The sequence below is a fragment of the Gilliamella sp. ESL1225 genome (assembly GCF_058502635.1).
This window is the reverse complement of record NZ_CP196358.1, coordinates 528019-547151: the sequence shown is the minus strand read 5'-3', so window position 1 is coordinate 547151 and position 19133 is coordinate 528019. Positions and strand designations below refer to the sequence as shown.

General features: G+C 35.9%; 14 protein-coding genes. 9 read left to right on the top strand and 5 right to left on the bottom strand.

Translation table 11 applies throughout. The annotated features are described in order from the left end of the window. The first annotated feature begins 109 nt into the window (after positions 1-109). The 4 genes from galT (at position 110) to rfbB (ending at position 4565) form a co-directional block, all read left to right on the top strand. Entirely contained in the window at positions 110-1159 is a 1050-nt protein-coding gene (gene galT / locus ACSYSW_RS02380) for a galactose-1-phosphate uridylyltransferase (RefSeq protein ID WP_491706114.1), read from the top strand. 1 nt (position 1160) lies between these two features. Beyond that, positions 1161-2318, top strand: a complete 1158-nt coding sequence (gene galK, locus ACSYSW_RS02375) for a galactokinase (RefSeq protein ID WP_491704876.1) — start codon at positions 1161-1163, stop codon at positions 2316-2318. Beyond that, positions 2309-3313, top strand: coding sequence for a galactose-1-epimerase (gene galM / locus ACSYSW_RS02370; RefSeq protein ID WP_491704877.1), 1005 nt, complete (start codon positions 2309-2311; stop codon positions 3311-3313). The genes galK and galM overlap by 10 nt, the downstream gene beginning before the upstream one ends. Before the next feature lie 190 nt (positions 3314-3503). Then, entirely contained in the window at positions 3504-4565 is a 1062-nt protein-coding gene (rfbB, locus tag ACSYSW_RS02365; RefSeq protein ID WP_491704878.1) for a dTDP-glucose 4,6-dehydratase, read from the top strand. Positions 4566-4720: 155 nt separating this feature from the next. Here rfbB and ACSYSW_RS02360 read toward each other — a convergent pair whose 3' ends face one another. From ACSYSW_RS02360 to ACSYSW_RS02345, 4 genes are all read right to left on the bottom strand, one after another. Next, positions 4721-7837 (bottom strand): beta-galactosidase, encoded by a 3117-nt coding sequence (locus ACSYSW_RS02360; protein WP_491704879.1) that lies wholly within the window; start codon positions 7835-7837, stop codon positions 4721-4723. A 402-nt stretch (positions 7838-8239) separates the two neighbouring features. Then, on the bottom strand, positions 8240-9244 hold the full coding sequence (locus ACSYSW_RS02355) for a substrate-binding domain-containing protein (protein ID WP_491704880.1): 1005 nt from the start codon (positions 9242-9244) through the stop codon (positions 8240-8242). A 130-nt stretch (positions 9245-9374) separates the two neighbouring features. Further along, on the bottom strand, positions 9375-11492 hold the full coding sequence (locus tag ACSYSW_RS02350; protein WP_491704881.1) for an alpha-galactosidase: 2118 nt from the start codon (positions 11490-11492) through the stop codon (positions 9375-9377). Between the two features lie 317 nt (positions 11493-11809). After that, a complete protein-coding gene (locus ACSYSW_RS02345) occupies positions 11810-12358 on the bottom strand; it encodes a YagU family protein (RefSeq protein WP_491704882.1) in 549 nt (182 codons plus the stop codon). 295 nt (positions 12359-12653) lie between these two features. On the opposite strand from ACSYSW_RS02345, the gene recN reads away from it, so the two are divergent. The 5 genes from recN (at position 12654) to ACSYSW_RS02320 (ending at position 17568) form a co-directional block, all read left to right on the top strand. After that, on the top strand, positions 12654-14315 hold the full coding sequence (gene recN / locus ACSYSW_RS02340; RefSeq protein ID WP_491704883.1) for a DNA repair protein RecN: 1662 nt from the start codon (positions 12654-12656) through the stop codon (positions 14313-14315). A 53-nt stretch (positions 14316-14368) separates the two neighbouring features. Then, positions 14369-15577 (top strand): bifunctional phosphopantothenoylcysteine decarboxylase/phosphopantothenate--cysteine ligase CoaBC, encoded by a 1209-nt coding sequence (coaBC, locus tag ACSYSW_RS02335; protein ID WP_491704884.1) that lies wholly within the window; start codon positions 14369-14371, stop codon positions 15575-15577. Between the two features lies 1 nt (position 15578). Next, on the top strand, positions 15579-16037 hold the full coding sequence (gene dut, locus ACSYSW_RS02330; protein WP_491704885.1) for a dUTP diphosphatase: 459 nt from the start codon (positions 15579-15581) through the stop codon (positions 16035-16037). Positions 16038-16093: 56 nt separating this feature from the next. Further along, positions 16094-16627, top strand: coding sequence for a nucleoid occlusion factor SlmA (slmA, locus tag ACSYSW_RS02325; protein WP_491706319.1), 534 nt, complete (start codon positions 16094-16096; stop codon positions 16625-16627). 101 nt (positions 16628-16728) lie between these two features. Then, a complete protein-coding gene (locus tag ACSYSW_RS02320) occupies positions 16729-17568 on the top strand; it encodes a mechanosensitive ion channel domain-containing protein (protein WP_491704887.1) in 840 nt (279 codons plus the stop codon). A 144-nt stretch (positions 17569-17712) separates the two neighbouring features. Here ACSYSW_RS02320 and ACSYSW_RS02315 read toward each other — a convergent pair whose 3' ends face one another. After that, complete coding sequence (locus ACSYSW_RS02315; protein WP_491704888.1) at positions 17713-19125, bottom strand: FAD-dependent oxidoreductase; 1413 nt, start codon at positions 19123-19125, stop codon at positions 17713-17715. Positions 19126-19133 lie beyond the last annotated feature (8 nt).

Here is a 19133-nt window from a genome sequence, read left to right as displayed (position 1 = left end):
TTTGAATTTGAATGTAAAGATGAAGTTGTAAAAAATCTATAGCAGGATAATGGATAAAGTGAATGCAATTATTAGTGATATTGCTAAATACAAAAAGAGAAGAGATAAAATGACTATTTTTAATCCCATGGATCATTCTCATCGACGTTATAACCCATTAAAGGATGAATGGGTACTTGTTTCGCCCCATCGTGCTAAAAGGCCTTGGCAGGGGCAACAAGAAACGCTCAATGACGAGCATAAACCGAGCTATGACGCAAATTGTTATCTATGTCCAACCAATAAACGGGTAACGGGTGAAATTAATCCTGATTATAAGCAAACTTTTGTTTTTACCAATGATTTTGCTGCTTTAATGAAAGATACACCGATGTCACCACCCAATGACGATCCTTTATTTCAACAGCAAAGTGCTAGCGGAACAAGCCGAGTCATTTGTTTTTCACCCGATCATAGTAAAACAATGCCGGAACTTGATTTAACATCAATTGAGAATGTGATTAAAACATGGATTAATCAGTCGCTTGAACTTGGTAAAGATTACCCTTGGGTACAAATTTTTGAAAATAAAGGCGCGACGATGGGTTGCTCTAATCCTCATCCCCATGGACAAATTTGGGCAAATAGTTTTTTGCCTAACGAAGTCATATGCGAGGATCGTCATCAACGGAATTATTTCGAAAAATATGGGCGCAATTTATTGGTTGATTATGTCAATAAAGAACTTGCCTTAAAAGAACGTATTGTCGTCGAAACAGAGTATTGGTTAGCAGTTGTTCCTTATTGGGCGGTATGGCCTTTTGAAACCTTACTCTTACCTAAAGATCATGTTACGCAATTAACGTCATTAACGTTAGAACAACAAACTGATTTGGCGATAGCACTCAAAAAGTTAACAAGCCGTTATGATAATTTATTTCATTGTTCGTTTCCTTATTCAATGGGTTGGCATGGCGCACCTTTTCATCAAGATAATGATGAGTATTGGCAATTACATGCCCATTTTTATCCACCTTTATTACGTTCAGCGACCGTTAAAAAATTTATGGTGGGCTATGAAATGTTTGCCGAAGTGCAACGGGATCTGACACCCGAGCAAGCAGCCGAAAAATTACGCCAAGTAAGTGACATTCATTACAAAGAGCAAAAGGATTATTAAAATGAAGACATTAATCGAAAAAACAACACAAGCTTTTAAAGAAACGTTTGGTTATGGACCGGATACATTTGTGCAAGCGCCGGGGCGTGTTAATTTAATTGGTGAACATACAGACTATAATGATGGTTTTGTATTACCTTGTGCTATTGATTATCAAACGGTTATAAGTTGCCATAAACGTAATGATGATATTGTTCGAGTTATTGCGGTTGATTATGATAATCAGCAGGATGAATTTTCGTTAAATAAACCGATTACCTCACACGCAACCTATCAATGGGCAAATTATGTTAGAGGCGTTATCAAATATTTACAACGAGCAACAGGTAAATTGCAAGGCGTTGATTTTGCTATTAGTGGCAATGTACCGCAAGGGGCCGGGTTAAGTTCTTCAGCTTCGCTTGAGGTAGCTGTGGGTAAAATGATGCAAGTTTTAGATAATTTACCATTAGACGGTACTAAAATAGCATTAATTGGGCAAGAAGCTGAAAACAAGTTTGTAGGTTGTCATTGCGGTATTATGGACCAATTGATTTCAGCAGTGGGTCAAGCGCAACATGCTTTATTGATTGATTGTCGTTCGTTGAATAATCAAGCCATCGCAATGCCTAAAGATGCCGCTGTTGTCATTGTTAATTCTAATATTAAGCGCGGATTAGTGGATAGCGAATACAATACACGTCGTGAGCAATGTGAACAAGCCGCGAAAATATTAGGCGTGCGCGCATTACGTGATGTAACGTTGTCGGATTTACTTATTATTCAACATAAGATGGATCCCATTGTTTTTAAACGTGCAAGACATGTAATCACAGAAAATGCGCGCACAATAGAAGCGGCAAATGCTTTACAAGCCAATGACTATAAGCGTTTATCAGCGCTTATGGCAAAAAGTCATAATTCAATGCGTGATGATTTTGAGATCACCGTTCCAGCTATTGATTATTTAATTGAAATTATTCATGAAGCTATTGGTGAAACTGGTGGTGTACGTATGACGGGTGGCGGTTTTGGTGGCTGCGTTGTTGCTTTAGTGCCGCAAAATAAGGTTGCAGCGGTTAAAAAAGCAGTCGCCGAAAATTATGAATCACGCTTTGGTATTAAAGAAGATATTTATGTTTGTAAAGCCAGTGAAGGAGCAAATACACTATGTCTTTAAATGCGCAAATTATCACCTTAACCAATAAACAAGGAATGCGCATCTTATTATCAAACTGGGGGGCAACTTGGCTATCATGCCAGTTACCTCTAGAAAATGTAATGCGCGAAGTGGTACTTGGCTGTTCAACAGTAGACGATTATAAAAAACAACAAGCCTATTTAGGTGCGACGATAGGGCGTTATGCAAATCGTATCGCTAATGCAACAATCTCCGATCAAAATGCAGAATATAAGCTTTGCGCAAATCAGGGGATAAACCAATTACATGGTGGTTCATTAGGTTTTGATAAACAATTGTGGTCTATCATGAATCAATCAACAAATAAGGTTATTTTTAAACTAATTTCCAAAGAGGGTGATCAGGGTTTTCCTGGGGAATTAGAGACGACGCTAAGTTATGATTTAACCGATGATAATCAAGTTATTATTACGTTTAACGCTGTAACAACCAAACCGACCCCTGTTAATTTAACGAATCACGCCTATTTTAATCTTGATGGTGATAACGGCAATCCCAACGATGCAAGGAAGCAAACCCTACAAGTTAATGCGAATTATTATTTACCGGTTGATGAAAAAGGCATCCCCTATGCGGATTTAAGATCAGTTACTGAACATGATATGGATTTGCGCAAAGCAAGGCAATTATTAGACAATTTTCTAGCGAGTGAAGAACGCAAGCGCGTTGCCGGATATGATCATGCCTATCTGCTTGATAAAGATAAACCAATTGCAGCCAAACTAACTTCGGCTGATCAAAAAGTCACTTTAACGGTTATGACAAATCAACCTGCATTACAAGTGTATACGGGTAATTTTTTGCAAGGCACACCAAATCGACAACTCGGAATTTATTCGAATTTTGCCGGTATAGCTTTAGAAGCCGGATATTTGCCTGATAGCCCAAACCATCCTGAATGGCAACAAGCAAGCTGCTGGTTAGAGCCACAAAATAGGTACTATCATCAAACTTGTTATGCGTTTAATTTTTGATAAATCCTAGTGTAATTGTGATTGTTTATTTCTGAAATTTTTATGCTTCAATAACGAAATTATATAATTGTTAAGAATTTTTCTGACTAGCCTTAAATTAGTTTTTTAAATTTATAAGAAAAGTCATATAATTTTGCACCGTTTCATATATTTATTGCTCGTCTAATAAAATCATTGATGGAAAAGCATAATGAAAATCATTGTTACTGGTGGCGCCGGTTTTATTGGCTCTGCTGTTGTCAGGTATATAATCAATCAAACTAAAGATGAGGTATGCGTACTTGATAAATTAACCTATGCCGGAAATTTAGAATCTCTACTCGATGTTGTTGGCAATGCAAGATATCATTTTAAAGAAATAGATATTTGTGATGGCCAGTTAGTTGAGCGTGCTATTAATGAATTTCAACCTGATATCATTATGCATTTAGCCGCTGAAAGTCATGTGGATCGTTCAATCGATAATCCTGTAGATTTTATGCAAACCAATATCATCGGCACCTATACATTATTAGAGGCATCCTTAGCCTATTATCGACGTTTAGATAAGCAGAAATTAAGAAATTTTCGATTTCATCATATTTCAACCGATGAAGTTTATGGTGATTTACAGGGCAAAAATGACAGCTTTACAGAAGAAACACCTTATGCGCCAAGTAGTCCTTATTCAGCCTCTAAAGCATCAAGTGATCATTTAGTTCGTGCATGGCATCGAACCTTTAATTTACCGATTGTCATTAGCCATTCATCAAATAATTATGGGCCGTATCAATTTCCTGAAAAACTTATTCCGTTAATCATCCAACATGCGTTAGAGGCTAAATCGTTACCGGTTTATGGCGATGGCCAACAAATTAGGGATTGGCTTTATGTTGACGATCATGCGCGTGCACTTTACCTTATTGCGACTAAAGCGAAGATAGGTGAAAGTTATAATATCGGCGGCGATAATACGCAAAAAAATATCGATGTGGTCAATTATATTTGTCAATTGTTAGAAGAGCTAATGCCTAAAAAACCACAAAAAATAACCCATTATAAAGATTTGATCACCTATGTCACTGATAGGGCAGGTCATGATAAATGTTACCGGGTTGATGCAACAAAAATTTACCATGATCTCGGTTGGCAACCATTAGAAACGTTTGCAACCGGTATGCGCAAAACCGTTCAATGGTATTTGCAAAATAAAGCCTGGTGCGATCATATTAAAGATGGCTCATATTTAAAATCAAAAGCCAGCTTTAAATAATAAATTTTTGTCATAATTATCCGTTAAGAATACATAGAGAATCTTTTTTAAGATCCTCATTCATAATTAAGCGACGCGTTTTTCCCATTTAATTAAGTAATATCACTTTTCTCTTATAAAGCGTAACCGATTATGTCATGAGGATCTGATTAAAGTTAACCTCTAAATATTAATTGATAATGATAAAACTTATCTTCTAGCAAAAATTCTTTATGGACATTAGGCGTCCATGAATCATCACCACCAATCCCCATATGATAAGCATCGATTGAAACATAAGCATGATTGCTTGGCGTTAATAAATGCCGGTGTGATTTTTCGGTTAATTGCTCAGTGCCAAATTGATTGATATTAAATTTAAATGCTTGGCCTATAACCGTTAAATCATTTAATTGCAATTTGTCAACGTCACAACGTAAACCGTTCTCGCAAGGGTAAATATAAGGGGTATAAAGCTCATCAAATGGTAATGTCCAAAGACCGAATAAAGCCGAAGACTTGCGATCTGGATAGTTTTCGTGCGGTCCTAATCCTAGCCATTTAACATTTGTCGGCAGATTTTGTAATTGGAAAGTTAACCCAATTCGAGCAGGTGGTGGCATATGATTTGCAAGGGAAACATCAACGGATAATGTCATTTCACCAAGTTTATCGAATTGATGTCGCCAATGGCTTTGGATAACTAATTGTTGATTAATAAAATAACCATGTACTGCCTCAACAATAATAGACTCATTCGTTATTGACGTTTGTAAGTTAAGGCATTGATGTGTTAAATCAAAATAACCAGCAGCTTTCCATTGTTCAACCCAAGCAAAAGGATTATTACAGCTGTCTTCTTCATCGCTTAAGCCACTACTAATACCAATATCATTATCAATAGGTGCACGGATAAATTGATCGGTAAGAGGGCTGGCTAATAATGATTTACCGTCTTTTGTCCACTGACTTAAAAAGCCTGTTTGTTTATCAAAATGCCAATTTTGATTTAAATCAGATAAGCAAGTTTGATATTTAATAATAAAATCTTGTTCATTTTCGATTAAGGTAATATCACTTTTTGCGCTTTTAAGAGTCAAATCTGCAATAAATGAATGAGTTAATTGCCATTGCTGCCAGGCAACTACATGATCTGCGTTAGACCAAGGGGTTGCTTCTTTTTGCATAACAAAGACATTCAAATGCAATTTATGTAATTTTAAATCAGCCGGAAGGGCATCTAACAAAGTGATTTGGATAGATTGATTTGCCGAAATAGTTAATTCAATTTCACCACTTAATTGTTCTTCGCCATTACTTAATATTTGCCATTTTAAATATTCATTATCACTGTTTTTAAATAGATATTCGTTATGGATTTCAATCGTTAATGGTTTTTGACTTATTAGTGTAAATTGAAAAGGTTGCTGCACTTTTTTGGCTTCAATTAAACTAGGGTGAGCTTTGCGATCTGGAAATACAAGTCCATCTAAACAAAATTGTCTATCATGATAGGCTTCACCAAAATCACCACCGTAGGCCCAATAACTTGTGCCTTGTTCGTCATGACAGCGGATCCCATGATCTGCCCATTCCCAAATAAAACCACCTTGTAAACGAGGATATTGCCTAAATGCTTGCCAATACTTATAAAAACTACCTAGGCTATTGCCCATAGCATGAGCATATTCGCATAAGATTAAAGGGCGATTTTCGTTAGGTAATGAAACCCATTTCTTAATTGACCATTTTGGTACATAAGGATGAGGTTGATCTTCATCAACACGTGCATACATCGGACAAATAATATCAGTAGCAGCAGTATTTGCGCCACCACCTTCATATTGAACAGGGCGACTAGGATCATTACTTTTTATCCAAGCATAAAGGGCATCGTGATTAGAACCATGACCAGACTCGTTACCAAGTGACCAAATAATAATAGAACAATGATTGCGATCCCGTTTTATCATTCGAGTAACGCGTTCACTATAGGCGGCAAACCAAAGCGGATCTGCTGATAAACGAGACATAGGGAACATGCCATGTGATTCAATATTTGCCTCATCAACTAAATAAAGACCGTATTCATCACAAAGCTCATACCAACGAGGATCATTTGGATAATGACTACAACGGACCGCATTAAAATTATGTTGTTTAATTAATTTAATATCTTGCAACATAGCGTCTTCGGTAACCGCATAGCCTTGATCAGGAAAGAATTCATGGCGATTAGTCCCTTTAATTAAAAGCGGTTTACCGTTTAAACATAATTGTCCGTCTTTAATTTCAATCTTTCGAAAACCTATATTATAAGCTTCTGACTCAATGAATCCGTCTTGTTTATGAAATAATGTGACAACAACACGATAAAGGGAAGGCGTTTCAGCGCTCCATAGTAGCGGTTTAGTAACGGCAATCTCACATATTGCTCGATCATTATAGGCGCCTTTTTCATCGATTAAATCTGTTCCGATTTGTTGTTCATATTTATTAAGGAGTTTATTTTGATGCCAAAGTTCAACCTCAAGGGATAACTGATCAATATTATTTTGATGATTAACATCAATTTGTAATGCTAACGTGGCATTTTGGTAACAGGCATCAAGATCAGTATCGATCTGAATATCACGTAAATGCGTTTTCGGTTTATTTAAAAGTGTCACCGAACGAAAAATACCACTTAAACGCCACATATCTTGATCTTCAAGATAACTGCCATCACACCATTTAAGCACTAAAATGGATAAATAATTTTCGCCAACCTTTAAAAATGGTGTTAAATCAAATTCTGCCGCTAATCGACTATCTTGTGAATAACCAACCCACTGACCATTACACCAGAGATGAAATGCGGAACTTACCCCATCTAAAATAATGCGAGTCTCCCCTTTTTCTAACCAAGATTTGGAAAGGGTAAAATAACGAGAATAGCAACCGGTAGGATTTTCTTCAGGAACAAAAGGTGGATTATAAGGAAATGGATAGCGTATGTTAGTATAAACTGGTGCATCATAACCATAAAATTGCCAATTTGAAGGTACCGGTAAGGTTGTTTCATTTAACGGTGCCTTTATCCAAGATTCAGGTACATCGCTAGGCTTTTGGAAGTAACTAAAAAACCAATCACCATTTAGGGATAATAAACTATCAGAAAGAATATTGTTCTTTGCGTGGTCTTTATTGCGCCAACTATGAAATTTAGGATGTGTTGCTAAACGATTCAGGCTTAAAACAGATAAATTATTCCAATCTTGTCTGTTAATGATTTCATTAAAGGTTGAACTCATGATTTCTCCTCGTTCTTTATTTTCAATTTTCTCTTAAAAATAATACATAGTTAATTGTATAAAATAGCGAATCTTATATTTAGTTGGTTTATTAATTTAATCTATTTTGAATAATCCAAATTAATAAAAGGTGATACTTAGGAGAAATGATTATAAATAAGGTAATAAATAAAAACAGTGATCAATCTAACAATTATGTAACCGAATACATTAAGTTTTATATTATATTTTTTAATAAAAAATAATTAAAAAATGTAATCGAATACATCGCTTTTAACGGTGCCCATACAATGTATTTCATAAGCAGGTTAATAAATTAGATTAAACAAAAAATAAGATAACCATTATTTTTAAAGATAGCAGATTTTGTTTTAAAAATAATAACTTTTCTAGATTCAAAATTTAATTCAGCTTTATCACCGAATGACGTTTAGTCAAAGTGGGGACAAAGACATGAATAATATTATTTGGTTTATTGCTGCCTTTTGTTAAAGCAAGCGATAATTCCACAGCCTGTTCAGCCATGGTTTGGAGAGGGTAACGAATAGTTGTTAATTTTGGGTGTAAATAACGTGCAATCGGTAAATCATCAAAACCAATAACTGAAATTTCGCAAGGAATTTTTATATCATTTTCGTATAAAATAGACATAGCGCCAGTAGCCATCGAGTCATTATAACAAGCGATAGCCGTTAATTTACAATTTCGTTCAAGTAACGACATCATCGATTGCTCACCTCCTGTTTCATTAGGCGTGGCAAAGGCGATATTTCTTTCATCGACAGCAATCTCGTGCTCTAACAAAGCCTCTTTATAACCTTGTAAGCGATCGGCTGCATCAGTAATATCATGATTAGAGCATAAATAACCGATTTGCCGATGACCATTTTGGATTAAATGTTTAACGGCTAAATAAGAGCCATAGCGATCATCTAAGGCAATACAACGTTCTTCAAAACCAGCAATGATACGATTAATTAAAACCATTCCAGGTACTTGTTGCATTAATTTGATTAAGGTTTGATCAGGAAGTTTTTTGGCATGTACAACCAGTGATGAACAACGATGTTCAATTAACTGCGTTATGGCATTATATTCTTGTTGTTCGTTATGATAACCATTACCAATTAATAAAAAATTACCGGTTCGATAAGCGACCTTTTCGACTGCACTTACCATAATACCGAAAAAAGGATCGGATACGTCAGCAACGACAATGCCAATCGTATTTGAATTTTGATGAGATAATGCACGTGCGTTAGCATCAGGATAATAATTAAGAGATTCCATGGCTGTTTTTACATTTTGGCGCGTTGTATCACTAATGTTGCGTGCATTATTGATAACTCGTGATACTGTCGCAACAGACACATTCGCTAAACGAGCAACATCTTTTATTGTAGCCATAAAAAAATTTTCAACCAGAATTTGAACATAATTAGTTATAATAAGAGGAAAAATTGATTTTGCCAATCATTCTATTAACCGTATCTCCGTCAATGATTGACGGAGATTGAATTAAAATAATAACAGTTACTTAAACAGCTTGTACACTGAGTAACATAGCGGTTTCAGGGTCGAATACCGGTAAAGGTAAACCAACATTCATTAACCAATCCCCTGATAGTTTTACATTTGTTGTCATCCATTTCGGCAACGCTTTCATGGCATGAGTATTGACTTTAGGATCAATATTATCGGGAAAATCCAAGACTTCAATTTGATAATATTTATCTTTAGAAAGTCCCGTTAAACGCAAATTACCACTGAGTGCATAGGTAGGTAATGAAAGTTGCGCAACAACAAAAGCTGCTTGCTGTTGATCTTGGCTAACGACACCATAACTTTGCATCGCTTTTGGATCATCAACATCAATACGTACCGTATTACCACTGTGCAATAACGGGCGTAATTTTTTATGTAGCGCGATGTAATGCGCAAATAATTGTCTTTCTTGCAATGATTCTTTAACAGGATCGAGTTCGACACCCATATGACCAAATAAAGCCGTTAAACCACGTAAATTCATTTCTAATTGACGCGCTGTTGTATGACATAATTTACCGCCAATATGAGCCCCCATGACTTCGGGTGGGAAAAAGTAACTCATACCGCGCTGAATAGTTTGCCTGTCTAATGCATCATTAGAATCTGAAGCCCAAAAACGTTGGGTACGTTTTAAAATTTCGTAATCAATACGACCACCACCAGATGAACAAGATTCAATTTCAACATGTGGGAATTTTTCTTGTAAAATATCTAATAAACGATAAAGCGCTTTGGTTTGCCCAACAATTGCAGGATCACCATTATGACCGGCTTGGACGATTTCGCGATTCATATCCCATTTAATATAATCAACATCATAGGTATCAAGAATATCACTTAGTCTTTCTAACAAATAATCAAATACGGCTGGATTTTGTAGATTTAATAAATATTGATGACGACCTTCCGGTTGTTTGTAACCGTCTAACTCTAATAGCCAATCAGGATGAGCACGATAAAGATCGGAGTTCTTATTGATCATTTCAGGCTCGACCCAAATTCCAAATTCCATGCCTAAATTTTTAACATGTTCAATAACAGGCTCTAATCCATTCGGGTATTTACGTTTATCAAGATACCAATCGCCTAAGCCTTGATAATCATCATCACGATGCCCAAACCAACCATCATCAATAATAAATCGTTCAACGCCTATATTAGCGGCTTCCGTTGCCATTTGCATAATATAGTCAGGGTTATGATCAAAATAGATTCCTTCCCAAGTATTTAGGTGTACAGGTCGTGGTTTATTTTGTGGGAATCGAATAATGTGTTGACGTAAAAATTGATGGAAATGTTGGCTCATTTTATTTAAACCTTGATCACTATAAGTTGCATATAACCAAGGTGTTGATAAGCTTTCATTTTTAGCGAGTGAGATTTCGCCAGCGGCATAAAGTGCTTCGGCTTGAATAAACCGTTTACCATTACTTTTAACGGCGACTTGGATACGATGATTACCACTCCATGCTAAATGGATCCCCCAAACTTCGCCATTTTGTTCTTTAAAACCATCAGTCCCGACAATTAATCCCGGAAAATATTCGTGAGAAGTACGACCGCGTCGATTTTCTTGCAAATAACCGCAGTGATCGATATGTGTCCGATGAGAATGAAATTCTTTAATCCATCGACCATTAAATGCCATTAATTCAGTCGCACGTTCAGGAATAGGGAGGGTTATAGATAAACGATTAACTTGATAAGGTTCATCACCTAAATTAGTTAAATTATTTTGGCATTGTAAAACGCCATTATTATCTAACATTAATTGACAGGTTAAACGGAGCTTAGCTACGGGATCTTCGCTAATAATAGTGATATTATTATCCTTTTTTATCACATCTTTAGTCACAAAAACCGGTGACCAATCTTTACCATTGCGATGCCCTTCTAGCCCTGGAGTACTAAAATTACCCAAACCTTCTTCAGGGCATAATGTAAATGGCACATGAACATCTAATCGTGAATTAGGCACGGCAGGGTCAAGAGCAGCAAAAGCTTCGGTAGATACATCCTGTAATCGTTTACCAAAATAACTTAACTCTGCATAAGGCTGAGTGCGTAAAAGTATGTCAATATCATCAGTATTAAGACGGTAATTCATAGTCACTCCTTTGTTAATGTTTTTTGTATACAATAATTATAAATTGACAAAATTCATATAGCGTAATTTCTAATTTGTGATAAAGATCCCAATTAAAATGTAATCGTTTACATTTTAAATATTATTAATCCAATAACGATGATTTTTATATTAAATAAAAAGCCAAAGATAAAAACGCCTAATAAAAAGCAAAGAGGTCATCGATGAAAAGAGCAAAAATATTAACAACGAAATTAATGATAGAGATGCGATTTTTTAATTATCCTTCTATTTTAAGAAATAAAAAATAGAAGGATAAAAAGGATAAGAAAGGCAGATTAGTGCCATTTACCTCGAATTGGTCTAGCATAATGCGCAAGAACAGCGATCATACAAATTTCAATCGAAACACCCCAATAAATATGACCGAGGATTTCACTCCAAAGTTCATAACCATTAAGATTCCACAACCAACCTGTTGCACCATTTGCATAAACAGGGTTACGAAAACCAAGTAATGGGATTAAGAAACCATGCATGACAATCGTAATGATAATTCCATAGAATGCACCGTACCATAAACGGATCTTATTCCAATAGTAAGCAATAGCGACATAAACAAAGGCAAATAAAAAGCTAAATAACCAGTGATATAGGGTAACCATTCCAGTGACCATATTGCCTTGATAAAAATAATTAAGCGAATCTGAATGGATACCTAGCCAACCAAGCCATGCATCAATGTGTGCACCAGGAGGTGAAATTTCACCAGCGACACGCGGAGGCATATTAACTTCTGAACCCCACTTAACAAGAGAACTAAAAAACCCACCGATTAAGGTAGTCCAAATAATGATCTTATGATCAATTTTATTACTGCCAAACATAATAGAATTTCCTCAGTTTAAAAAAATCGTAAAAATTATATAGTACAATTTTTTTAAATAAAAGAATTATTTACGCGGTATTTTGCCATAAAAACACGTAATATTTACGCTATATTAACAATAATATTACAAATTTACTGACAGTTAGAGAAAATAAAAATACATTATTCATGTTACTTGAATGATTAATTATTTTTTAACCAAATTGTAAGTATTTTATTGAAGCTGTATTTATTTACAGTATTTTAATTGTTATACTATGTTAAATTTTGGTTAACTAAAGTATAAACATTCAATGATAACGCAATTAACGATTAATAATTTTGCTATTGTCGAGAATCTATTGGTCGACTTCAATAAAGGATTAACTGCCATAACAGGTGAAACAGGTGCCGGTAAATCGATCGCAATAGATGCGTTAGGCTTATGTTTAGGGACAAGGGCAGATGCCTCGGCAATTCGCCAAGGTGCCGAGCGCGTTGATATTTCAGCCAGCTTTATTCTTGATGACACACCCGCAGCCTTAACTTGGTTAACTGAAAATCATCTTGATGATCATAATGAATGTATTTTACGTCGCGTGATTAATCAAGATGGGCGTTCTAAAGCATTTATTAATGGACGAGCTGTGCCTATTTCACAATTAAAAGATTTAGGGCAAATGCTAATCCAAATCCATGGACAACATGAACACCAACGTTTATTAAAAAGTGATTATCAACAATCCCTCCTTAATCATTATATGCATGAGCCTCTTTTGCTTGAGCAAATGCAAAGTGTTTATAAGCAATTCAAACAGGCAACAAAAGCATATGAGCAATATCAAATAGCGAAACAAGAGAGAGAATCGCATCGCCAGCTTTTGCAATATCAATTAAAAGAATTAACCGAATTTGCGCCAATTGCTGGGGAATACGAACAGATTGATGACGAATATAAAAAACTTGCCAATAGCGAACAGTTAACAACTATTTGTCAACAAGCGGTGATACTTCTCGATGAAGGCGAAGATTATACAGTCAGCCGATTATTATCAAATGCCAGAAATAGCCTGCAAGAATTATTGGATTTAGATCCAACATTAATGAGCGCCTATCAATTATTAGAAGATGCCTTAATTCAAGTCAAAGAAGCAAGCTATGAATTGCGTCATTATAGTGAATCGTTAGAAGTCGACCCTTCAAAAGTGAGATATCTTGAAGAACGTTTAGCTAAGCAAATAACATTATCACGAAAGCATCATGTTGCTCCTGAAAAATTAGCCGAGCTTTATCAACAATTACAAGCAGATGTTTTTGAAATAGACCAGCAAGATGAACAAGGCGAACAGCTAAAACAAGATATAATCACTTACCAAGAACAAGCGCTACAATTAGCCAAAAAATTGCATGATAAGCGCGTTATTGCGAGTCAACAATTAGCTAATGAAGTCACCAAAAGCATGCACGAATTATCTATGCCTAATGGTTTATTTACGATTGATGTTCATTTTGATAAACAACAATTAAACGAACAAGGGGCCGATCAAGTCTCATTTTTAGTTAGCACTAATGCTGGGCAAACGGTGCAACCTCTTGCTAAAGTTGCCTCTGGCGGTGAATTATCGCGTATGGCGTTAGCAATTCAGGTTTTAACGGCGCAAAAAATGGATACCCCCGCTTTAATTTTTGACGAAATTGACGTTGGAATCAGTGGATCAACTGCGGCAAAAGTTGGGCAATTATTAAGGCAGTTAGGTGAGTCATCGCAAGTTATTACAGTTACCCATTTACCGCAAGTTGCAGGTTATGCAAATTCGCATTATTTTGTGAATAAGCAAACGGTAAATAACCAAACAACAACGGACATGCAAAAATTAGATAAAAAAGGGCGTTTAGATGAACTTGCACGATTATTAGGCGGCGATAAAATAACCTCAGCGACTCTTGCCAATGCAAAAGAGCTACTTATTATCTAATTGAATTGTGGTAAGATAGCGATTTGATTTTTTAAGTTTAAGGATGTGAATTCATGAATTTATCTGATAAACGCATTTTATTAGGTATTTCGGGAGGAATTGCTGCTTATAAATGTCCAGATCTTATTCGTCAATTAAAAAAAGCGGGTGCTGATGTACGCGTTGTATTAACGGATTCGGCAAAAAAATTTGTGACGCCATTAACGTTACAAGCCGTTTCAACACATTCTGTTTCAAGCGATTTATTTGATGCAGATGCAGAGCTCTCGATGGGACATATAGAGCTTGCTAAATGGGCTGATATGGTATTAATTGCGCCAGCAACGGCAAATATTATCGCAAAACTAGCGCATGGTTTAGCGGATGATTTATTATCGACATTATGTTTAGCAACATCAGCGCCGATTGTTCTTGCACCGGCAATGAATCAACAAATGTTTAAAGCACAAGCCACGCAGCAAAATTTACAGATCTTACAAAAGCGCGGTATTTTGCTTTTTGGTCCTGATAGTGGTGAGCAAGCATGTGGAGATATTGGACTTGGGCGTATGCTTGAGCCGATAAATCTTGTTGATCAGGTAAAGGATTATTTTTCTTCATCTAAATTATTATCGAATTTATCCCTCACTATTACTGCAGGTCCAACGATTGAAGATATCGATCCTGTGCGATTTATTGGTAATTATAGTTCCGGTAAAATGGGCTTTGCACTTGCTCAGGCAGCCCAGGAAATGGGCGCAAATGTCACATTAATTGCAGGACCCGTTCACATTGCAACGCCTAAAGGTGTAAAACGCATTGATGTTAAAAGCGCACAAGAAATGTATGATGCTGTATTAAAATATGCACCACAATCAAATATCTTTATTTCGAGCGCGGCAGTTGCAGATTATCGTCCACAACAGATTGCAACGCAAAAAATTAAAAAAAGTGATAACCATGAAGAGCTTGTCATAAAATTAGTACAAAACCCGGATATTGTTGCAACTGTTGCTAATTTAAAGCAAAATCGACCTTTTGTGGTTGGTTTTGCTGCAGAAACGAATAATGTTAAGCATTATGCACTAAATAAATTATTGCACAAAAATCTTGATATAATCTGCGCAAATGATGTTTCTGATAAACAAATTGGTTTTAATGCTGATGAAAATGCCATAACCCTTTATTGGCAAAATGGGCAACAAGTATTACCAAAAACAGATAAGTTAAATTTAGCTAAGCAATTATTGCAAGCTGTTATAAACCGATACCAAGCGAGTTAACATGAAAAAGACTATTGATATCAAAGTATTAGATAAACGTTTAGGTGCTGATTTTCCATTACCTACTTATGCAACTGAAGGATCCGCCGGCATTGATTTACGTGCCATGTTTGAAAAAACTATCGAAATTCAACCTGGTGAAACGATTTTAACACCGACAGGTATTGCTATGCATATCGCCGATCCTAATTTGGCTGCTCTCGTTTTACCGCGTTCTGGTTTGGGTTCAAAAAATGGTATTGTTTTAGGTAATCTTGTTGGTCTTATTGATTCGGATTATCAAGGTCAACTTTTTGTGCCTGTCTGGAATCGCAGCCAAACTCCTTTTACAATTGAGATTGGAGATAGAATTGCTCAGTTAATTATTGTCCCCGTCGTTCAAGCGGAATTTAATATTGTTGAGACATTCGATGAGTCTTCAAGAGGCGAGGGTGGTTTTGGACATTCAGGTAAAAAATAATTGTGACTATAAGACAAAAAAATCGCAAAGAAGATATTTTACAAGCATTAGCAACAATGCTTGAATCAAATGAAGGGACATCGCGCATAACAACGGCAAAATTGGCGGCAACTGTAGGTGTTTCGGAAGCTGCTTTATATCGACATTTTCCGAGTAAAACAAAAATGTTCGAAAGTTTAATTGTCTATATTGAAGATATTTTATTATCACGCATTAATGTCATTTTGCAAGATGAACCCAATACCACCATGCGTATAAAACTTATTTTAGCGCTTTTATTAGGGTTCTCTGAAAAAAATCCCGGTCTTACTCGAATTATGACAGGGCATGCATTGATGTTTGAGCAAGAACAATTACAAGAAAGGATTAGCCAATTATTCGAACGGATAGAAACCCAGCTTAAACAAGTTATACGCGAACGAAAAATACGTGAGGGTAGTGCTTACAGTACAGATGAGCGTATTTTAGCAAGTCAATTACTGGCTTTTTGTGAGGGGATGATGGTGCGATATTCACGTTCAGAATTTAAATATTTACCCACAACGAATTTTGAAACGCGTTGGACGTTAATATCGAAACAGTTGATCTAACCATCTTATTGAAGTTGACATTTTTTAACACAACCTTCTGCTAACAATGCATTTAAGAACATTGAGACAGAAATAATTTTTATTTTTGAGGAGAAAAACATATGGAATCAGAAGATATTCTTCACAAGACAACGTCTTTTTTAGACACCTATAACGAAATCATTATTTCTTATATTATGCATTTTTGTTTTGCCATTTGTATTTTTATTTTAGGTAAACTCATTGCGAAATTTGCAAGTAGTCAATTACGTCGCATTTTAAATAATCGTTCAGTTGATCCAACAATTGTTAAGTTTGTGAGTTCACTTTCTAGTTCTGTCATTATTGTCATTACTTTAGTCGCTGTATTAGGTCAACTTGGTGTACAAACTGCGTCAATCGTTGCCGTTATTGGTGCAGCTGGCTTAGCGGTAGGTTTAGCTTTACAAGGTTCTCTTTCTAATTTTGCTGCAGGTGTTATCTTAATTATTTTTAGACCATTTAGAGTTGGGGAATCCGTTACTATTAACAATCAGAAAGGGGTGATTGATTCGATTCAAATCTTTTCAACTACATTAATTACGGGAACGGGTGAGATGGTCGTTATTCCTAATGGTCAAGTCGTTTCAGCAAATATTGTTAACTTTACGCGTATCCCTGAACGTCGTATTGATTTGACGATTAATGTGGGTTATGACTCAGATATTCAAAAAGTCTATCAAGTATTGCAAGAAAGTGTAAGTCAAACAGAAAATATCCTCGAAAAGAAAAAAACAACAGTTTTACTTAATGCGTTAGATACTTCATCAATCAACTATACTGTGCAAGTTTGGGTGATGAATGGTAACTATGATACGGTGAAAGCAAAACTATTAGAAAATATTAAAAATAAATTAACAGCTAATAATATTAATATCCCATATCCAACTATGGATGTGAATGTTAATAATAAAGCTAAGTAGTAAAGCCTCATTTAACAAGTTAGAATAATCGTTATTATTACTTAATACAAAAAAGACAAGCTTTGCTTGTCTTTTTTGTTACCAATCATTTTAATAATGTTGAGTTATATATAAACTGTATTTACTTTTAAAAAGTAATCTTATTTATATCTCTAAATAATTTAAAATTCCTTCAGCCGCTTTGCGTCCTTCACTAATGGCGGTAACAACTAAATCTGAGCCGCGAACCGCATCGCCACCGGCAAATATTTTAGCATTAGATGTTTGATATGCTTGCTTTTCAGGTGCAATAATGCGCCCTTGTGCATCGAACTCAACACCACTATCAGCAAGCCACGGCATAGCATGAGGTTTAAAACCAAATGCCATAATAACAGCATCGGCATCGACAATAAATTCAGAATTTTCGATAATGATAGGAGAACGTCGTCCTTTATTATCGGGTGCTCCGAGTTCGGTTTTTACCATTTTAATTCCGGTGACCTGCCCGGTTGGATTGATTTCAATGCTAACGGGCTGCACATTAAATAAAAATTCTGCGCCTTCTTCTTTCGCATTTTTTACTTCACGTTTTGATCCCGGCATATTTATCTCGTCACGACGATAGGCGCAAGTTATCGTTGTTGCACCTTGACGGATCGCTGTACGTACACAATCCATCGCTGTATCCCCACCACCTAATACGATAACTTTCTTATTTTTCATATCAATATAAGGGTAATCAGTGGTTTTTGTATGCCCCATAATTTTTTGTGTATTGGCAATTAAAAAAGGTAATGCATCAAATACACCATTGGCATCTTCGTTAATCAAACCTGCTCGCATCGATTGATAAGTGCCTGTACCAATAAAGACAGCATCAAATTCATCTAGAATTGTATTAAATTCAATATCTTTACCAATCTCAGTATTTAAACGAAATTCAATACCCATTTCAGTAAAAATATGGCGACGATGGATTAATACTTCTTTATCTAACTTAAAAGCAGGAATACCAAAAGTGAGTAAGCCACCAATTTCAGGATGGCGATCAAAGACAACGGGATTGACACCATTACGAACAAGCACATCCGCGCAGGCAAGTCCTGCTGGACCTGCGCCAATAATAGCAACATTAAATCCTGTTTTTTCGACCGAGGATAAATTAGGACGCCATCCCATTTTGAACGCTTCATCAGTAATATAGCGTTCAATATTACCAATCGTTACAGCACCAAATTCAGCGTTTAATGTACAAGAACCTTCACATAACCTATCTTGTGGGCAAACGCGACCGCAAATTTCAGGTAAGCTATTGGTTTGATGGGATAGTTCGGCAGCTTCTATGATTTTCCCATCGGTCACCAGTTTTAACCAATTGGGAATATAATTATGTACAGGGCATTTCCATTCACAATAAGGATTACCACAAGCTAAACATCGACCTGCTTGCGCCTTCGATTGTATAGCCGAAAATTTTTCATAGATTTCGACAAATTCAATTTTACGAATAGTTAGCGATTTTTTCGGTGGATCAACACGTTGTAAATCGATAAATTGATAAACATTCTGGCTCATTTTGTATT